Raw genomic sequence first — 18,016 nt, forward strand, 5'->3', positions numbered from 1 at the left:
GGGGTTTCTACCCAAATTTTCGATGAAAAATTGTAATTTTTGTATAGCAGTTCACATTTGGGCGATTTTCCCGCCACGGGGTTTAACACATAAAAATTTAGTCAGCTTTATAGCAACGAATACCCACGGGGAGCTAATACGAAGGAAAGTGGTTTTTTGAAGCAAGCTCTTGAAGCACAGGGGAGAAAAACGGCTTATCTAAAGCGTATTGAGTTATCAGGAGAAAATGAATTTGAACAACAGGCGTAGGGAAATTATTTTCCTTTACACTTTTAACTCCCCCTACTTCTAACCTTAGAACGAAATCAGTAAAATGCAAAAAAAAACTCCCAAAGGGTGTTAGCCTACATGGGAGTTGAATATCAAGGTGCATCTACCAGTAAGAATGTTCTGGGCGAAACGAACAAGATCCGGATAAAGTTATGAAAGGAGATTGGTTCCGAATTCAAAATTGTAGAAGAACTCAATCTATGGGATGTAGTTTTATGAAAAAAGAATTTTTTCTCTGCGATACCCCACAAGTCAACGCTTTTTACACTTAGACTCATAACCTCATCGTGGAGGATAGAGCATGAATTCTGAACGTGGATTATGAATGCTTGTAGCCAAGAGCTGATGAGCAAAACAGCGTGAATCAGAAACCAATCAATACCAGCATGCATCTAAGGTATCAGAAGAAGCAAAACATTGACTTGAAACTTTCGGGTTTCAAACCAGATTTAGGAGGCAAACAGGAGCAGTTGTGACCCAGGAATTTCACATTTCCGTAACCCCAGTAGGGCAAAATGACTACTTGGTGCGGACGGAACAAGTCGCGCCTGGGGTGCCATTAGCAGAAGAACTGGTGACTTGGCCTGTAGCTGATTGGTTGACGGCTGCGGGACATTTGATGAATGACCCGTTGAAGTCGGTGCTGCAAGGAGATGCTCTAGCAAGAAACTCCGTCAACTTGGTGGCGTTAGGTCAGCAACTTTACAACGCACTGTTTCAAGGCACTCTCAGAGATAGTTGGATTACGGCGCAAGGAATAGCCCAGAACCACCAACAAGTATTGCGTTTGCGATTAGGACTAAAAGATACAAGGTTAGCACGTCTTCCTTGGGAAGTCATGCACGCAGGCGATCGCCCAATTGCCACAGGACCATATATCGCTTTTTCTCGCTACCAAAGTGGAATTGGCGGAACATCTCGTTTACCGCCAGCAAGTGTGCCAGCACCAGCAGAAGAAGGTGGGCTAAAAGTGTTAATGACAATCGCTTCTCCCACAGACCTCGCACGTTTAGATCTCCTCAAACAAGAAGCCATCAAACTCCAAGCCGAACTTCAGCGTGGCGAAAGTGACAACTATCTGCCACACATAGAACTAACTGTGTTGGAACAACCAGGGCGGGAAGAACTGACACAAGCCTTAGAACAAGGACGATATCACGTTCTACATTACTCTGGTCATAGTAACATAGGTCATAATGGTGGAGAAATTTATCTAGTCAGCGGCAGAACTGGTCTAAGGGAAACCCTAAGTGGTGACGACTTAGCAGGCTTGTTGGTCAACAATAACATCCAAATGGCAGTGTTTAACTCCTGCCTGGGAACATACGCAGCAACTTCCTCTGACCCAACAGGAGACACAGGCGAACGCAATTTGACAGAAAGCTTAGTGAAGCGGGGTATTAGGAGTGTTTTGGCGATGTCAGAACGTATTCCTGATGAAGTCGCACTGCTGCTGACACAATTGTTTTATCGGAACCTTGCTCAAGGGTATCCCGTGGATTTGTGTGTCAGTCGAATGCGCCAGGGATTGATTGCTGCTTATGGTTCCCACCAACTGTATTGGGCATTACCGATTCTTTATCTCCAGCCAGGATTTGAGGGGTATCTCAACCCAGGAACATTTTTACCTCAAAATGAGGAGTTATTTAACGAATACAATCCCTGTTTAAAGACAACAGCAACAATTTACTCTGATCCGGCAAACGATGCTGGTATGTCTTTACCCGTCGAGGATATGTTACCCTTATCTCTAGCAAGGGATTCTTTCGACCTAGACTTACTGGGCGAAGGAACCTGGGGTGACCTCGTTGATGAAATTGAGTATGATAACCCAACTTATGAAGAAGATTCAGCTATTGTTTCGGATCTGTTCCGCCAGCTAGATAAACAAAAGACATCCGAGCAATCTTCCATGAAGGCTGAACTTGTGCAATTGACCGAAGAAGATCTTGACGAAACAGAAGTCTCAGGTGAGATAGCTTCGCTGGAAAACAATGTAGGGATGTGGGAAGAAGTCCGTGCAGCCGCATCCTATGGTAGACAGCTTGGTCCAGCAGGTCATCACGAAGCCTCAAACAATAGTGAACTGACTCGTCAACAAGAGTGGGACTTTCAACAAGAGAACGCCTCGCGATTAGCTCAGACTACCACCACTCCATCACCAAAAGCCGAAGCGAAACAACACAAAAGACGTAAATTATTGGGTGTTATAGGTGCTGTAGGAGTCAGTGCGATCGCACTCGTTATAGGTTTCAACTGGTGGTCGCACCATCAACAAATGTCGAAGCGAGCAGGCATACCGCTTATTTCTCCTGAGTCTCAACAACAAAGCCCTAGCACCCCACAAGTCAATTTTAAAACGACTGAAACTAAAGTCGTTAGTGCGATCGCCACTGAAAAATTGAGCCAAGGCGACTTGCAAGCAGGACTGGTGGCTGTGGAAGAACTTCTCAATCGTAATGTACTTCCTAACGCTCAAACAGCCCTTGACGCCATTCCCCAAGAGTTAGCAGATAATCCATCTGTCTATTTCTTCAAAGGACGAGTCGCATGGCAAGCTATCCAGACAGGAGACAAGAAATATAGCGTTAATGATGCCCGTCGTTATTGGCAAAGTGCAGTTCAGGCTCAACCAGACTCGGTTTTGTATACCAATGCTTTAGGGTTTGCTTATTACGAAGAAGATAATCTTAACCTAGCAAATGACTCTTGGTTCAAGGCGTTGACTTTAGCCCTTAGAGAGCAACAGAGTCAATCTATTGGTTCTCCTACAACATTTTCCCCCTCAAAGCCACTGCCTCGGGATGCTTTAACAGCTTATGCTGGGTTAGCCCTTGGGATGTATAAAACTGCACAAACTACACAGAATCAATCAGATAGAAAACGCGGGCAATATCTGAATGAAGCCATCACGTATCGTCAAATGATCATCAGAGACGATCCAGTTAATTTTGATATTAAAGAATTGGCGAAAAATTGGCTTTGGACAGAGAAAACTTTACAAGATTGGAAAACACTCCTCCAGCAGAAAAAAAGTCCGCGTTCCACATTTCAAAATTGACCAAAAAAGGAGTCAACTCCTTGGCTTAATTCGCTGCCTACGGCACGCTACTAACACATTCGCTCATTCGCACAGTGAGAAAAAAAGATCTATTATTTTGATTTTTGTTTGCGGAGCGTACACCTAGGGCATACTTTGAATTTTTAAGTATCCCGAAGGTGGGACGCTTTGCAGCGCGCGCGTGGGGGCTAGAGGATGCGTGGATTTACGATTTGAGATTTATTCCATAGGGAATATGAGGGCATGAAACCCAAATCATCGAAAATCTAATAATCTATCTAAAATCTAAAATCCAAAATCGTATGACTTCTTCTTCAAGAAGATTCCCTATCATCTTTGGACGTGGCAAAATAAAGACATATAAAAGCGTAGACCGACATATCAAGGCTACCTCAGATCTTGCACCTGAGTTAAAAACCGGGTTTCTTGACAATGCCTGCTCTTAGAAACCTTAATTTCTGGTTCTCCAAACCCGGTTTTTTTGGGTCTTGTTGAGAATGCTGCAAGATATCAGGCTACGCGAAAGCCATATTTGTCATATGAGCTATTGCTTAAATCCTAATTGCCCCAAGCCTGTTAACATTCATAATGAAAAGTTCTGCCAGACGTGTGGTTCCAAGCTACTGCTCAAAGAGCGCTACCATGCCATCAAACCCATAGGGCAAGGTGGTTTTGGTAGAACCTTCTTGGCTGTAGATGAGGATAAACCATCCAAACCACGCTGCGTTATTAAGCAATTCTACCCCCAAGCTCAAGGTACCAGCACAGTCCAGAAAGCAGTAGAGTTATTTACCCAAGAAGCAATGCGCTTGGATGAATTGGGCAAGCATCCCCAAATTCCAGAACTATTGGCTTATTTTACTCAAGATGATAGGCAGTATCTTGTACAAGAATTTATCGACGGACCAAACTTAGCTCAAGAATTAGAACAAAAAGGTGCTTTTAGTGAAACTCAAATTCGGCAGTTGCTAAATGATTTATTGCCAGTGCTGCAATTTTGTCATGCAAGACAAGTCATTCACCGAGATATAAAACCAGAAAACATTATTCGTCGTACAACCACGAAATCAAGCAACGGAAATCTGGTTCTAGTAGATTTTGGTGCAGCAAAAGAAGCCACCTACACAGCTTTAAATCGGACAGGAACTAGCATTGGTAGTCCAGAATATGTTGCTCCTGAACAAATTAGAGGAAAGGCTATTTTTGCCAGTGATATATACAGCTTAGGTGTTACCTGTGTTCATCTGTTAACTCAACACTCTCCTTTCGATTTATACGATATTAATAATGATGCTTGGATTTGGCGACAATATCTCACAAGCCCAGTGAGTCGTCACTTGAGTGGTATCTTGGACAAAATGCTAGAAAGCATTCCGGTTCGGCGTTATCATACTGTAGATGAAGTCCTTAAAGACTTAAACCAAAAGCAGCAATCAGCTGCAACACCCGCAACTTCAGTAAAACCTGTTACTCGATCAAAACCTATTTCCACACCTGTTTCTACCAATCAAGCAACCACTGAAATAGACATAGAATTAGAGGAAATGAAAACTCTCTTTCTTCAAGGTGGAAATTCCAAAAGTCATAAAAGTCATAATAACTTTCAGTCTCAGCCACAAACACCCCAGCCGTCTTTTAGTAAAAGTGAAATAGATGAAGAATTGGAAGAATTAAAGGCTAAATATAAAAAAGGAGAACTATAGCTAATAAAGCATAAAATCAAAATTTCTATCTGGAGTTAGATGAGTTTCTGGTGTAGAAGGTGGCTTCAAAATCTCACTAAGGAAAAACTATCGAAAAACTATCAATATATCAGTATCTAGTTAAGACTTCCTCATAGCGTTTACCTGCGCGATCCCAGGTGAATTCCGTTTCTACTAGTTGTCTGGCGTTGCGAGACAATTGTGTTCGCAATTGCGAATTTTCAAACAATTGACAGATAGCAGTCACATATTCTGTAGGCTGATTTGCTCGTAATGCCAAGAGTGGTATATTGACACCATCTACAGCTAGCCCTTCTAAACCACGATCACTTGCTACGACTGGTACACCTGCAGCCATTGCCTCTAAAGTTTTATTTTTAATACCAAATCCCGTTCTCATTGGTACAACGCAAACGGTTGCTTTGTGCAAATAATCTACCATTGAAGGAACACGCCCAGTAACAGTAATTCCGGGTTTTTCTTGGAGTACTAAAACTTCTGGTGCTGGACGAGAACCAACAATATCAAAAGTTGTATCAGGGTAAAGCTTTTGAATTTCTGATAACACTTCGTTGCTAAAAAAACAAACAGCATCAATGTTTGCTAAATTATCCATTGCACCAATAAAAATGATGCGATGTCCGCTTGGATCATGAGTCCGGTTGGGAAAAGAAACTAAATCTACACCATTGGAAATAACTTTAATTTCACTGTTAGGGTGAAATTCTTGCATCTGAACTTTATCTTCTTCTGTTGTTACCACAATTGCCGAGAATTTAGAGCAGTAGCGTTGTTCATAACGACGCAAAAGTGGTAGATAGAGTCTATCTCGAAATTTCTTTTCAGAAATACCTGTTTTTAGCTGGTTGCGACAGGTAGCGTAGACTGAACTATGGATATTGACTACAGTTCTAAGATGTTTTTGAAAGTGCGATCGCACATAAATTTCATTCACGCTATGTTCACTCGTTATAACATCACATTTCCCCGCTTGCACAAAGTTATCAACCCAAGTCTGCATCTCGGCTGAGTAGCGGTTTAACACATTTGGTGGTGTCCCTTGTTGTATAAAAGAATAGAGGCGCTGGATTTTTTTTAGTATTCTTCCGGAGGTACTAGTGTCCTGGGGACGATTGAAAAGAACTAAGTTATCAACACAATCCCGTAATTCTACTATTTCTGTCTGTGTCACATCAGGCTCTCGTTGAGTCACTAAAGTGACAGCATGGCTTTGACTGAGATACTTCAGTAAATGAAATGTCCTGACTTGAGTTCCACCTCGTGTAGGTGGATAGGGAAATGTAGAAGATAACATTAAAATGTTCATAAATTTAATTATTTGGAATCATACTAACGAGAATGGTGATACATATAAAATGACCTATGCTCACAGTTTATGCCATCATTGGACTAATTAGACATTTCATTGTTTATATTTTAATCAAATAAAAAGAAGAGTTCAGGATGGAAGATTTTGGTATTTATACTCTGGCTAATGATATTGTTTATAATCAATTAGTGGCACTGCTCAACAGTATTGAAGTGAATGTTAGCTCAAAAATTCCGATTTGTATTATTCCCTATGATGAGAGACTAGAGCAAGTCAAGCTGGAGGTTAGTTCTCGACCTAATGTCACCTTGTTTGAGAACAAAAGTTCAATACAACGCTGGGAAGATTTTTATCATCAAGTTTGGAATGCCCATCCCCAAGCTAGTCAGTTAAATCAAGGACACTCTAAAAAGTGGTACAAAAAAAGTCATTTGTTCAGGAAAATGTGTGCCTTTGATGGCAAGTTTGAACGATTTGTCTTTTATGATGCTGACAGTTTAGCAATGAGTTCGCTGGATAGGGTTTTAGAAAAGCTAGACGACTACGATTTTGTGTTTGATGACTGGGAACATGGCAAGTCAACTCCTGTTGCAGCACTCAACTTTTCTGTGATTGAAAAGGCAATTTCATTGCCAGAATCCCAAGTCAGGCCACTATTACATTGCTCCAGTTTCTTCGGTTCAAAGCAGGGAATTTTTGGCAAAGATGAGCTAGAGATACTAAGAGAGTATTTAGTGAAAAACCAGGAGTTTACCTGGATTAATGAGCGGTCTTGGTGGTGTGATGCAGACTTATTTAGTTACATGACTTTGCGATCGCATCGCCCACTTTTTAACTTTACCCTCAGCCCTAATGGGCAAGACAAAACTGGCAACTGTGCTGACGCTGACCCTTTTGTAAATATCAATAATGTTCTCTACAACCAAGATGGATTAAAACCTATTCATCGTCTGCATTACATGAATTATCCTGCTATTGATTTTACTCGGTTGTGTCAAGGTGAAGATGTTGATATTCGTTACAAGAATGAATTTTTATACTATCGATTTCTTAAGCAACCAGAAAAAAGACCTCAGCAATTAAAACCACCCAGTATACCTGTTAAAACCAATCGATTTATGAAAAAAGTTATGAGTAGAATTCCAAGAACTATTTCTTAACTTTAGCTTTTGTCAACCCTACTATTTCAAAAATGCCTAAAGTCAGTGTTTGTATTCCGACTTTTAATCGTGTGAGTTTGCTGCCTTTCGCAATTGAAAGCGTACTGCAGCAGACTTATCAAGATTTTGAATTAATTGTTTGTGATGACGGTTCTCAGGATGAGACAGCTAAACTCATGTCGCAGTACACAGATAGCCGCATCAAATATATCCGTCATTCACGAAATATTGGTAAGAGTAATAATATGCGCTCTGGGTTTGATGCCGCAACGGGCGAATATTTTATAAAATTTGATGATGATGACAGGTTAACTTCAGATTTCCTCTCACGTACCACTGCAATTCTGGATAAAGACTTTAGTATTGATTTTGTTGGAACTGACCACTGGGTGATTGATATTAACAATATCCGAGATGAGACGACAACACAAGAAAATTCTCGTCGTTGGGGTAGGGCGAATTTACCAGAGGGTGTTGTTGATAATTTATTGGAAGTTGTCTTTGTGAATCAAAGCTTTCAAATTGGTGCTACATTGTTTCGCCGTTCCGCCTTACAAGAATTAGGATTTATGCAGCCTAATTGGCAGAATTGCGAGGATAATGATTTATTTGTCCGGCTGGCTTTGGCGGGTAAGAAAGGCTATTATCTACGAGAATTGTTAATGGAATATCGTTTCCATGCACAACAGCAAGGTATTGACAGGGCAATTCCTTATTTATCTGATAAGTTACGGTATTTGGAAAGTTATCAATTTGAGCCTGAGAAGTTGGAGACAATTAGACAACAGCGTCTTGCAGAAACACAGTTATTGTTAGGGTTACGGTTGATTGAGAAGGGTGAAACGCAAAAAGGAAGAGAGTTAGTTTTAGCAGGGAAGTCTTTTTCTCCTGCTAAGGCGTGGATTGGGTTGGGGTTGTCGGTGTTACCTGTGGGCTTGCGTCCTTTGGTGTTTGGTTTGGTGAGAAGAGTCAAGGGGTATAGCAATCCTAAATGAGTTGTAAAAATTATTTTTTGAACGAACCGCCAAGTCGCCTTAGCGTAGCGTGCGCCTTAGCGCATAGGACGCCAAGAAAAGAGAAAATAGAGAATTTTACGAATGATATAAGATTGCAATAAGCTAGATGCAATTATTATATTTACTGACTTTGTGGAAATGTTGGAGTAGGTTGGTTAGTTGATTTTGGTATAAATTGACTGATAAGGAAAAGTGTAGCTAGAGTTAATGCAACTGACAAAGCTGCAATCACAATAGGATTATTTTTTTGCGTGCTGAGTTTACCTTGTGTATATGCTGTCTTGGCTATATCTATTTCACGCTTAGATTGTTCTAAAATTGATTGGAGAGCATTAATCTCCTCATCTTCTAGTTCTCTGAATTGCTCTTGTCTAAAAGCATTTTCTAAAATTTTTACTTTCTTTTCTGGAGATGCTTGAGCAAGTTCTTTGTTAATCAGTTCATAAGGATTAGTTTTTCTTACAGGTTGTGATGATTGCGTTTGAGGGGTTGGAGATTGTTGAGGGTGACCATTTTGCTGAAAAGATTTTTCATGAAATCTCTGTAAGTTTTCATGCTTAACAGGTTGTGATGATGGAGTTTGAGAAGTTGGTGGTTGAATTGGACTATCTTGTTTAATCTCTTGTTTCGTAAAGCTATATAGGTTATTTTGTCTTGCAGGTTGTGATGACTTAGTATCAGAACTTGGCGCTTGAGTTGCGGGACGTTGAGTATTGTTTATTTGATGATTTGTTTTCAATAACCATCTATAGTCACTGTCTTGAACCACCAAATGCTTCAATGAAGAGTATAGGTAGTGGTTTATCTCTCTTCTTTCAACTCCAAGCTTATTAGCAATGTGTATTGCTCTTAGAGGAGTACCATGCTTTAAAATATCAATAATTTTCGATTCTAAACTATCCATATTAGCCCCCGATGTGCATCTTTTCTCATGATGCTGAGATCGCTATTCCATTCATGAGACTTGTTTTCCGGATATTTTTAACAGGTATGGGGTAATACCTCACGCAAAAACGAGCCAGTACTGCAACAGGGTTTCCCCAAGGAGATATCTAGCGTCACAAAGGCACGAAGACAGTCTTGTGTTACATAGCGTTACATAGTAGTGTGTCGGCAGAACATAACTTAACAAATCTGTATTGATATTTAGATAACACGCACCCTGCCTAAATACCCTAAATCTAGTTAGGATAAAAAAGGTGTCAATTATTGCCATTTGGGCTAGAGTGGTGCTGATTTAAATACAGGCAAGAATCCGTATGGATACAAATGAATTAAAGTTTCTACTCAAGTTACTAGGATGCCCTAATTACAGGTCAAGCCTTAGTGCTAGTGGTTTTAAAGCTTTTAAGGGTAAAGATAGAATTTGTCAGAATTTAGGCGATCGCGAACTAGTAGACTATTCCCGCGAGATTGCCTCAGTTAAGATTTTACCACCTGGTAACGCTTTATTGAAACTCGAACCAGCTCAGTTGCCAATCACAGATAAAGAACTCAAGGTGCTGGAAAACATAAGTAAAGCTGCTGGTAAAGTCTCCCCTAGCCAAATCAAAATGTCGTCGTTGAAAGCGCCTGAGAAAGAGGAGATATTGAAAACTCTGAGTGAACGGGGATTGATTGACGCTGAATCCAAAATCAAAAAGACTAAAGCTGAGGTATGGCTGACTGAACGAGCACTGGAGTATTTACGGGAAGATTATAGTCCCAAGGGCGCTGCAACGATTAGCTTGGATTTGCTGAATAATTACCTGCGCTTTTTACGGAAATCTCTACATAGTAAGCCTGAGGAAGTCTCTACTTCAGCACCTAGCAGTGGAGAATCGGCTGCTGTAACAATTATCAATTTGACTGACGAAGAAATTTTAGAAACTATCCGGAAATTGGATCGGGAACTAGGTACTGACAATTATTTGCCAATCTTTTATTTGCGAGAAAAGTTACAACCTCCAATGTCAAGGGAAGAATTAGATAAAGCACTTTATCGTCTGCAAGCGAACGAACAAATTGAATTGAGAGCGCTTGTACACGCCCAAGAATATACCCAGGAGCAAGTCAACGCAGGTATTAGCCAGCGTTCAGGTAGTCCTCTATTTTTCATCAAAGTTACGGAAAACTAAACAGCAAGCTTATGGCATCCATAGACGATATTATTCTCAGGAGTACCAACCCCTTTGATAACTTTCGCTCTGTCAACTTTTGGCATAAACAGCAACAGTCAGAACCCACGGTTGACTCCATACATCAAGAAGCGATCGCCGCAATAGAAGCAACACTCAATCAAGTTACTAAAGACCATCGTACGCGAACTGTGATACTTGACGGCGATGGTGGTTCTGGCAAGACTTATCTGTTAGGGAGGCTCAAAAAGGCGTTCAATCACAAAGCTTTTTTTGTCTACATACCTCCATTTCCTCAAAGTGATCACATCTGGCGTCATATTTTGCGCTACACAGTCGATAGCTTGGTGCAAGTTCCAGAGGGAGAGCAAGATTCTCAGTTGCTGCTTTGGCTTGTAAATGTGTTATCTACCATCAAGCAACGCAGTATAAAACAACGCATTGTCAAGGATGATATTTTCGACTTGCTGCGAAGCGATCGCCGCAAATTTATTAACAGACTAAAGGACATATACAAGCAAGCAGGTATCTATAATGCCGACATTTTTTTTGGAGTACTGCACGATCTGACTAATTCAGAACTATATCCCTTAGCTTGCGAGTGGTTGCGAGGAGATGATTTAAGTGAAGAGTCTCTACAAGCTTTACGGGTTAAAAACTCTATTAATACAGAAGAAGCAGCACGGGAGACACTGGCAAATTTTAGCAGAATTGCTGCTAATACACAACCCATAGTGTTGTGTTTCGATCAGCTAGAAAGTATTGCCCACTTAAGCGATGGTTCGATTGATTTGCAAAGTTTATTCAATGTCAATACAAAAATTCGTGATGAAGACAACAACTTTCTAATCATTATCAGCATAACGACTAATACCTGGCAAGATAACAAGGCTCGGATTGATCAAACTCACCAAGCTCGTATTGACAAAAAAGTTGATTTAAAAGATATCAGCATAGAGCAAGCAGAATCTATTTTGGCATCTCGTCTTTACTCGTTACACTGTCAAGCAAATCCTCAACCAAATTCTCCCATTTATCCTTTGCAACGCGAATATTTAGAAAATGAATTTCCTGGCAAAAAAGCTAAGTCTAGAAATGCTCTTATCCTAGGACGAGATATATTTCAAGAGTACAAACAATGGTTATTTTATGGTAAAAAAGGTGAGTTTCAACCGGGTGTAACAAAGCCTGAAAAACCTGAGCCATCACTTGCCGCATTTAAATTGAAATGGCGTGAGGAATTTACAAAAGTTCAGCAGCGAACGACACGAATTCGCCACCTATCTTCACCTGAACTTATTCAAATACTACAAGAAGCTTTAGCTGCTTTGAAAGCAGAAGAGATTAAGACTCCTCTATTTACAAAAACACAATTCGCTAATTGTTCACTTGGCTATAAATTATCTGTTCAAGCTGAGCAATTAGGAGTCGTCTGGACAGAAGACCAAATGACTACCTTCTTCTATATAATGAAAGCCTGCCAAAATGTGATTGAGAACAATCCGTCCTTAACTTTATATCTAATTCGGTTGGAAGCATTGGGTGATAAAAAGAATAAAGGTTACAAACTTTTTACGCAAATTTTTACAGGTTCTCGCCATCGTCACATTACACCAGATATCAACTCTGTTCACTACCTAGCCACCTATAACAACTTAGTTAAAGATGCTCGCGAGGGAGACTTGGTTATTGGAGGAAAAACTTTCGGATTAAAAGCTTTACAAGCTTTCATTCGTGACTCTAAGGTGTTTGATGATTGTTCTTTGTTAAAAGATTTGGGGGTAATTAAGCGTACCGATGACATGAATCGTAGTAAAGATGACACTGCCAAAACCAATGGTAAGTCAGTCAAGCCACTCAAGGAAGAAATAGAAGCTAAAGGATTTGTATTAGATTTAGTCACAACTCAGCAGTTTATGGGACGGGAGATACTTATCCAAAATGCTCATAGTCAGTTTCCTATGCTGAGTCAATCTCAAATTACTCAATTAATTCAGCAGTTGTGTCAGGAAAAGCAAGTGCAAATTCTCGATCCCACAGCTAAACCAGAAGCCCAATTAATTTGTTTAATCCCTAAAAAATAATTTTTGAACTTATGACATCTTACTTCCTTCCCACTCTAAAATCACCTATCAAGCGAAGCGTATTTTCTCTGCGTTCTCTGCGCCTCTGCGGTTTTAAAATCGGTAATCTTTTGGCGGGAAGGGAGTAGCCAATGCAATACCTCACACAAGCTACTGAAATCCGAGCGCAAATAGCCAAATTTGCCTCAGCTAAAACCCTATGGCTAGATACAGAAATCGCTGACTGGGATACTTACTATCCTAGACTGTCGCTCATTCAAGTTCTAGCTGAACCGACAAACTTAACAAGTGACTCTGCTTATATCCTTGATGTATTGAATCAACCTGATTTAGCAGCAGATTTTATTAATAAAATTATAGTTAATCCCCAAATAGAAAAGGTATTTCACAACGCCAGCTTTGATTTAAAATATCTCGGAGGTAAACTAGCACCAAATGTTACCTGCACGCTGAAGCTAGCCCGAAAAATTACCCGCGAAGTTTTGCAAGTCTCTAATCTACAACTGAAAACTTTAGCAACAGAACTTTGTCAATTCTCTAATGTAGATAAAGAAGAACAGGGAAGCGATTGGGGAAAACGACCTCTCACACAAAAACAACTAAACTATGCTGCGATGGATACAGTCTATCTGGCTGCTGTCCATCGTCGCTTATTGGAAATTTCTAACCCTAATGCTGTAAGTAGTATTTTTGATATGGTAGCTAATGGTTCAAAACCAAGAAAAAAATCTGAACAATTATCTTTAAGCGCTACAAAAGTACGAGTTGCTTTTGAATGCCCACGCTTATTTTATCTCAATCAGCGCTTTGGAGGCAATACATTATTTTTGCCACCAGAAAATGCTGTTGGAATTGGTAATACATTTCATCAATTAGCTAATGATTTTGTACATTTTGTTTCTCATGAACCTCAATGTACAGATTTTTTTCAACCAACAGCAGCCCAATTAGAGATAGAGGAAATTGCTTCTAGTTTGCAACAGATTTTTTATGAAGTCAAGTTCTATTCTTACCTACAAGAAGCTCTTAAAAAAGATTCAAGTCAAGCACAAGCATTATTCAAAGTTTGGCAAGGATTACAAGGACTCATCAAACACTTTGCCCAATTGCTAATCATCAATCGCCGCTACTGCAGTGCAGAAACACTTATTCGTGACACTTTTATCACTGAAGAGCGCAAGCTTGAGTACTACTTTAATCTGCCGGATGACACACAACAACGAATAGCAGGAGAATTTGATTGCTTAGTCTACAATTTTGAAAAAAAGCGCCTTTGTGTGGTGGAATTTAAAACTTATCAACCAGCCGATCCATCAGCACAATTAGCTCAAGTTGCACTTTATAGTTATATGCTGTGGCAAAAGAAAAAAGTAGCTGTTGACTCAGCAGTTTACTGTGTTTTGCCAGAACTAAAAGAGTATCAGTATTCCTGGGAACAACTGGAAAATACAGTACATCAGTTGATTCCTTATAAATTACAGCAAATGCGTCAATGGTTGATTTGGGAACCACCATTACCTAATTCTCCACCTTTAACAACCCAGCCTCACCTGTGCAAAATTTGTCCACAGCAGCAAAAGTGTCAAAGTTACTTTGTGGAAGAGTCTCAAGGCGAGGAATCATTCTACGAAGAGGATCAACAAGAAACAGTTGAGCAGGATGAGGAGACGGGAAATAATCATCAGCAATCATATAATGTTGATGACATGGGTCAAGATTTAGTGAACACGCTGCAATCTTTTGGTATTAGTGTAGATTACCACGGGGCGGCTGTTGGTCCTGCTTTTATCCGAGTGAAACTCAAACCCCAACTTGGTGTGAAAGTAAACTCTTTGTTGAAGTCGTCAGCAGATTTGCAGGTTCAGTTGGGGTTAGCCAATCCGCCTCTGATTTCCCCTCAAGCTGGATATGTCAGTATTGATTTACCTCGTCCCGATAGACAAGTTGCTAAGTTTGAGAATTATATAAAATCCCAAGTTTTGCCAGCAACAGCGCCAGTAAAAATTGCTGTTGGGGTAAATTTGGAAGGACAGCTGATAGAAGCTGATTTGTCTGATCCAAATACGTGTCACTTTTTGGTGGGGGGGACAACTGGGAGTGGGAAGAGTGAGTTTTTGCGATCGCTCCTTCTCAGTCTCATCTTGCGTTATTCCCCTGCACATTTGCAAATTGCTTTGGTTGATCCTAAACGAGTCACATTTCCGGAGTTTGAGCAGATGCGGTGGTTGTATTCTCCTGTTGTGAAAGAGAGCGATCGCGCAATTGAATTAATGCAAGAACTCGTCACAGAAATGGAATCCCGCTATCAGCGGTTTGAAAAAGCGAAATGCGCTGATTTAGGTACTTATAATCAACGTTCTCGTCAGCCTTTACCCAGAATTGTCTGCATCTTTGATGAATACGCTGACTTCATGGCGGAAAAGGAGTCTCGCACAGCTCTAGAACAAAGTATAAAACGACTGGGTGCAATGGCGAGAGCCGCTGGAATTCATTTGATTATCGCCACTCAACGCCCGGAAGCTGGTATTGTCACCCCAATTATTCGCTCAAATTTACCAGGACGGGTTGCGCTGAGAACTGCTAGTGAAGCGGACTCAGCAATTATTTTGGGAGGTAAACAAACAGCTGCTGCTCGTTTATTAGGGAAAGGCGATTTACTTTACCAAATTGGTTCTCAATTGGATCGGTTGCAGAGTTTATTGGCGACTGATATTTTGTTACCGTAACGACTAGAGCGCCGGTACATTCATCAGAGTCGAGGATAAAAAACCCGGTTTCTTCGCCTGAAAAGATTGATATTTCGTTGACTCGATTTAAAGAAACCGGGTTTTTGGCATTACTGTACTGACGCTCTAGAAGATAAACGATGAGAAGAGTGAAGGGTTAACAAACTCTACGAATGACTACGTATAACTGCTATTTGTTTTAGCTTTTGGTAAGTTTCCTTGCCAAAATTCTTAACCTTATGTTCTCCAGATTTGATTGATTTCATAAGATTCTCCCACGTTAAATCTTTACCTGGATTTCTCCAATATTTGATAGCCTCTAATGCAGCTTCTTTTTGCTTGTCATTGGCTCCTACTTCTTCCAACATACTTTTTATTTCTTTCTCTTGTGCTATGAGTAAATTCAACTTTGATGGAATTGCTTCTTGAAGAAGTGATGTAAGTGTTGCAACAGCAGATGATAAATTTTCTAGTTTATTTTCAATTTCTCTTAGTTTATCATCAAAATCTATTTTTCCTGCATGACTTGAAGAATTAGAAATAAGTTGGTTTAACTTTGCATAAATTGGTCTCACTTTTTGCTCAACTAAGCTAGCAATATCAGTTTCTTCGTCTCTACTTTTTTCATCAGAATTTGAATAACCAACCAACTGCTGCATTTCTTCTTTTGCAGCAGCAGCTTGCTCATCAGTCATATCAAAAACCCAAACCCATAGCTTATCAATGTCAAGTTCCTTAGCAACAAGACACCAGTCAGCACCATAGACAACCTCGTATTCTTCTTCCTCACTGTATGCTTCTGTACGACGCACAAGTAGAGGAATTAAGTTTGTACCTTGCTCAGTAAAGCTGCTTTTTAACTGTTCGTGTCTTTCAAAAGGAATTGCTACAACTTCAGACTCCGGTATCGCGATTTGAAAAGTGTAAACTTGACCGTGATTAATTGGTTTAATACCCAAATACTGAACAATCCGCTCACGTCTCTGTTTTTCATCCATTTGCCTGTTCCTTTACTTGTGTGACAAGAATCAAATGTTTAGCTAATTTCATATAGCAGTCAAAGGCATCCTGTGCAGCCTCTTTATCTTTTGAACTTAACTCATTATCAAATTCTGCAAAACAAATTGGATATCCTTTATTCGGTGTACTTGCAACTATACTTAAGTTGGGAATCCATGTGTTCTGTGGAAATAAATCTACATTTTGAGTTTCAGGTTTTTTTGATAAAATATTAAAAATCTCGTTTGTCATTGATTGAGCCACTTTAGTTGCTGCTCGATTATACATACTGACTGCAACACCCAAAATTGGCAATGGTTCGTCTCGATATTGATCTACAGCAATAGCCCTATTCATAACGTACTCCAAGGCTCGGATGGGATAATGAGCTAACTGCGTAGGAATTAGAACTCCTGAAGACGCCATTAGTGAAATAGTATTGGCTTTACCAAATGATGGAGGTGGATCAATCAAGACATAATCATATTTATGACGATATTTTTTCAGTTTTCTGGCTAAGATACGATCAATATCTGGTGTATTAATTAGTGTGGCTTCCATGTCACATAAACGAATATGAGACGGAACAATATCTAGTTCAACATCATCCCATTGTTTATGAATGAGCGTGTCTTCTACACTAGTTCTAGGATCAGTTAGTAAATGACTAATATCTTTCTTACCTTGTTGTTCAACATCTTCTAATGGATCTATCCCCAATCCTGTTGTTAGATTAGCCTGAGCGTCAATATCAATCAACAAGACTCGCTTACCTAATTTGTTGAGAGCTGCAGCAAGGTTAATTGTTGTTGTAGTTTTACCTACTCCACCTTTATTGTTGAATACAGTAATTATCATTGATTTACCTTCCTTGTGAGTTTCTGGCAATAACATTTCTTTTTCGCTAGGTTGCTGTATTTGATTGGCAGAAGTATGACTATTAATAGAGAAGCCCAACGTACTTTCTTGTTGAACTGTTTGAGATATTAACTTTAAGAAATGTAAACGAATTTGCTGTTGGTTTTTATATAGAGTCGCAGTATAGTGCAGATAAGTTTTTTTAGATAAAATTTTGTGAAATATTTTATATTGATTTATCAATGTTGTTCGAGAATACTCTACTATCTGTGTAATTTTTTCTTCGTAATTATAGAGTATACGAAAATCATAGCCATTGGTTAACAGACCAAGAACAGCGCCAGCACGGCGCATATAGTTGTTAATTTGCCAAACACTGTGAGCAATATTTTTATTTGGTGCCTTAACTTCGATAATTAAATAAGGCGTTGTGAGCAAAACTGAATCTGATTGACCGACTAAAAAGTCAAGCTTAGATTGTAAAATGACTACTTGAGACTGCCAATCTGCATGAGTGTAACCCAAGGTAAGCAGGAGGGGAATAACAATCTTTTTTTCTACATCGGATTCATTACTATTTGGAGTAATTGCTTTGAATATATCTTGCAGGGTCGAACTGGAGTCAGCAGTCATACTTAGCTCCGCTAGGCATTTAACTTACAATTTATACACTTTTATAAAATTTATCAACT

11 protein-coding genes are annotated in these 18,016 nt (G+C 39.7%); 7 read left to right on the forward strand and 4 right to left on the reverse strand.

Features of this window, described 5'->3' with window-relative positions; all coding sequences use genetic code 11:
* Positions 1 to 742: 742 nt before the first annotated feature.
* Together hetF and DP117_RS19525 are read left to right on the forward strand one after the other, a co-directional pair.
* A complete protein-coding gene (hetF, locus tag DP117_RS19520; protein ID WP_169219932.1) occupies positions 743 to 3,331 on the forward strand; it encodes a cell division protein HetF in 2,589 nt (862 codons plus the stop codon).
* Between the two features lie 539 nt (positions 3,332 to 3,870).
* Positions 3,871 to 5,034, forward strand: coding sequence for a serine/threonine-protein kinase (locus tag DP117_RS19525; RefSeq protein WP_169219952.1), 1,164 nt, complete (start codon positions 3,871 to 3,873; stop codon positions 5,032 to 5,034).
* 109 nt (positions 5,035 to 5,143) lie between these two features.
* Here the strand turns inward: DP117_RS19525 and DP117_RS19530 are convergent, their stop codons facing one another.
* Positions 5,144 to 6,361, reverse strand: coding sequence for a glycosyltransferase family 4 protein (locus tag DP117_RS19530; RefSeq protein ID WP_169219933.1), 1,218 nt, complete (start codon positions 6,359 to 6,361; stop codon positions 5,144 to 5,146).
* Between the two features lie 137 nt (positions 6,362 to 6,498).
* On the opposite strand from DP117_RS19530, the gene DP117_RS19535 reads away from it, so the two are divergent.
* Positions 6,499 to 7,524 carry an Npun_R2821/Npun_R2822 family protein gene (locus tag DP117_RS19535; protein ID WP_169219934.1) on the forward strand — a complete coding sequence of 342 codons (1,026 nt, stop codon included), beginning with the start codon at positions 6,499 to 6,501 and terminating at the stop codon, positions 7,522 to 7,524.
* 32 nt (positions 7,525 to 7,556) lie between these two features.
* The gene (locus DP117_RS19540; RefSeq protein ID WP_169219935.1) at positions 7,557 to 8,519 is read left to right on the forward strand and encodes a glycosyltransferase family 2 protein; all 963 of its coding nucleotides are present in this window, start codon (positions 7,557 to 7,559) and stop codon (positions 8,517 to 8,519) included.
* A gap of 142 nt (positions 8,520 to 8,661) precedes the next feature.
* On the opposite strand, the gene DP117_RS19545 is transcribed toward DP117_RS19540, so the two are convergent.
* Positions 8,662 to 9,444 carry a hypothetical protein gene (locus tag DP117_RS19545; RefSeq protein ID WP_169219936.1) on the reverse strand — a complete coding sequence of 261 codons (783 nt, stop codon included), beginning with the start codon at positions 9,442 to 9,444 and terminating at the stop codon, positions 8,662 to 8,664.
* 355 nt (positions 9,445 to 9,799) lie between these two features.
* Between DP117_RS19545 and DP117_RS19550 the strand changes: the two genes are divergently transcribed.
* The 3 genes from DP117_RS19550 to DP117_RS19560 all read left to right on the forward strand — a co-directional run bounded on the left by DP117_RS19550 (position 9,800) and on the right by DP117_RS19560 (position 15,467).
* Positions 9,800 to 10,657, forward strand: a complete 858-nt coding sequence (locus DP117_RS19550; RefSeq protein WP_169219937.1) for a transcription factor RcaD — start codon at positions 9,800 to 9,802, stop codon at positions 10,655 to 10,657.
* An 11-nt stretch (positions 10,658 to 10,668) separates the two neighbouring features.
* Entirely contained in the window at positions 10,669 to 12,741 is a 2,073-nt protein-coding gene (locus DP117_RS19555; protein WP_169219938.1) for an ATP-binding protein, read from the forward strand.
* 131 nt (positions 12,742 to 12,872) lie between these two features.
* Complete coding sequence (locus DP117_RS19560; RefSeq protein ID WP_169219939.1) at positions 12,873 to 15,467, forward strand: DNA translocase FtsK; 2,595 nt, start codon at positions 12,873 to 12,875, stop codon at positions 15,465 to 15,467.
* A gap of 167 nt (positions 15,468 to 15,634) precedes the next feature.
* Here DP117_RS19560 and DP117_RS19565 read toward each other — a convergent pair whose 3' ends face one another.
* Both DP117_RS19565 and DP117_RS19570 read right to left on the reverse strand, forming a co-directional pair.
* A complete protein-coding gene (locus DP117_RS19565; RefSeq protein ID WP_169219940.1) occupies positions 15,635 to 16,465 on the reverse strand; it encodes a hypothetical protein in 831 nt (276 codons plus the stop codon).
* Complete coding sequence (locus tag DP117_RS19570) at positions 16,458 to 17,957, reverse strand: AAA family ATPase (protein WP_169219941.1); 1,500 nt, start codon at positions 17,955 to 17,957, stop codon at positions 16,458 to 16,460. Before DP117_RS19570 ends, DP117_RS19565 begins: the two co-directional genes overlap by 8 nt.
* Positions 17,958 to 18,016: the final 59 nt, after the last annotated feature.

Origin of the sequence: Brasilonema sp. UFV-L1 (assembly GCF_012912105.1) — a bacterium.
Lineage (GTDB): Bacteria > Cyanobacteriota > Cyanobacteriia > Cyanobacteriales > Nostocaceae > Brasilonema.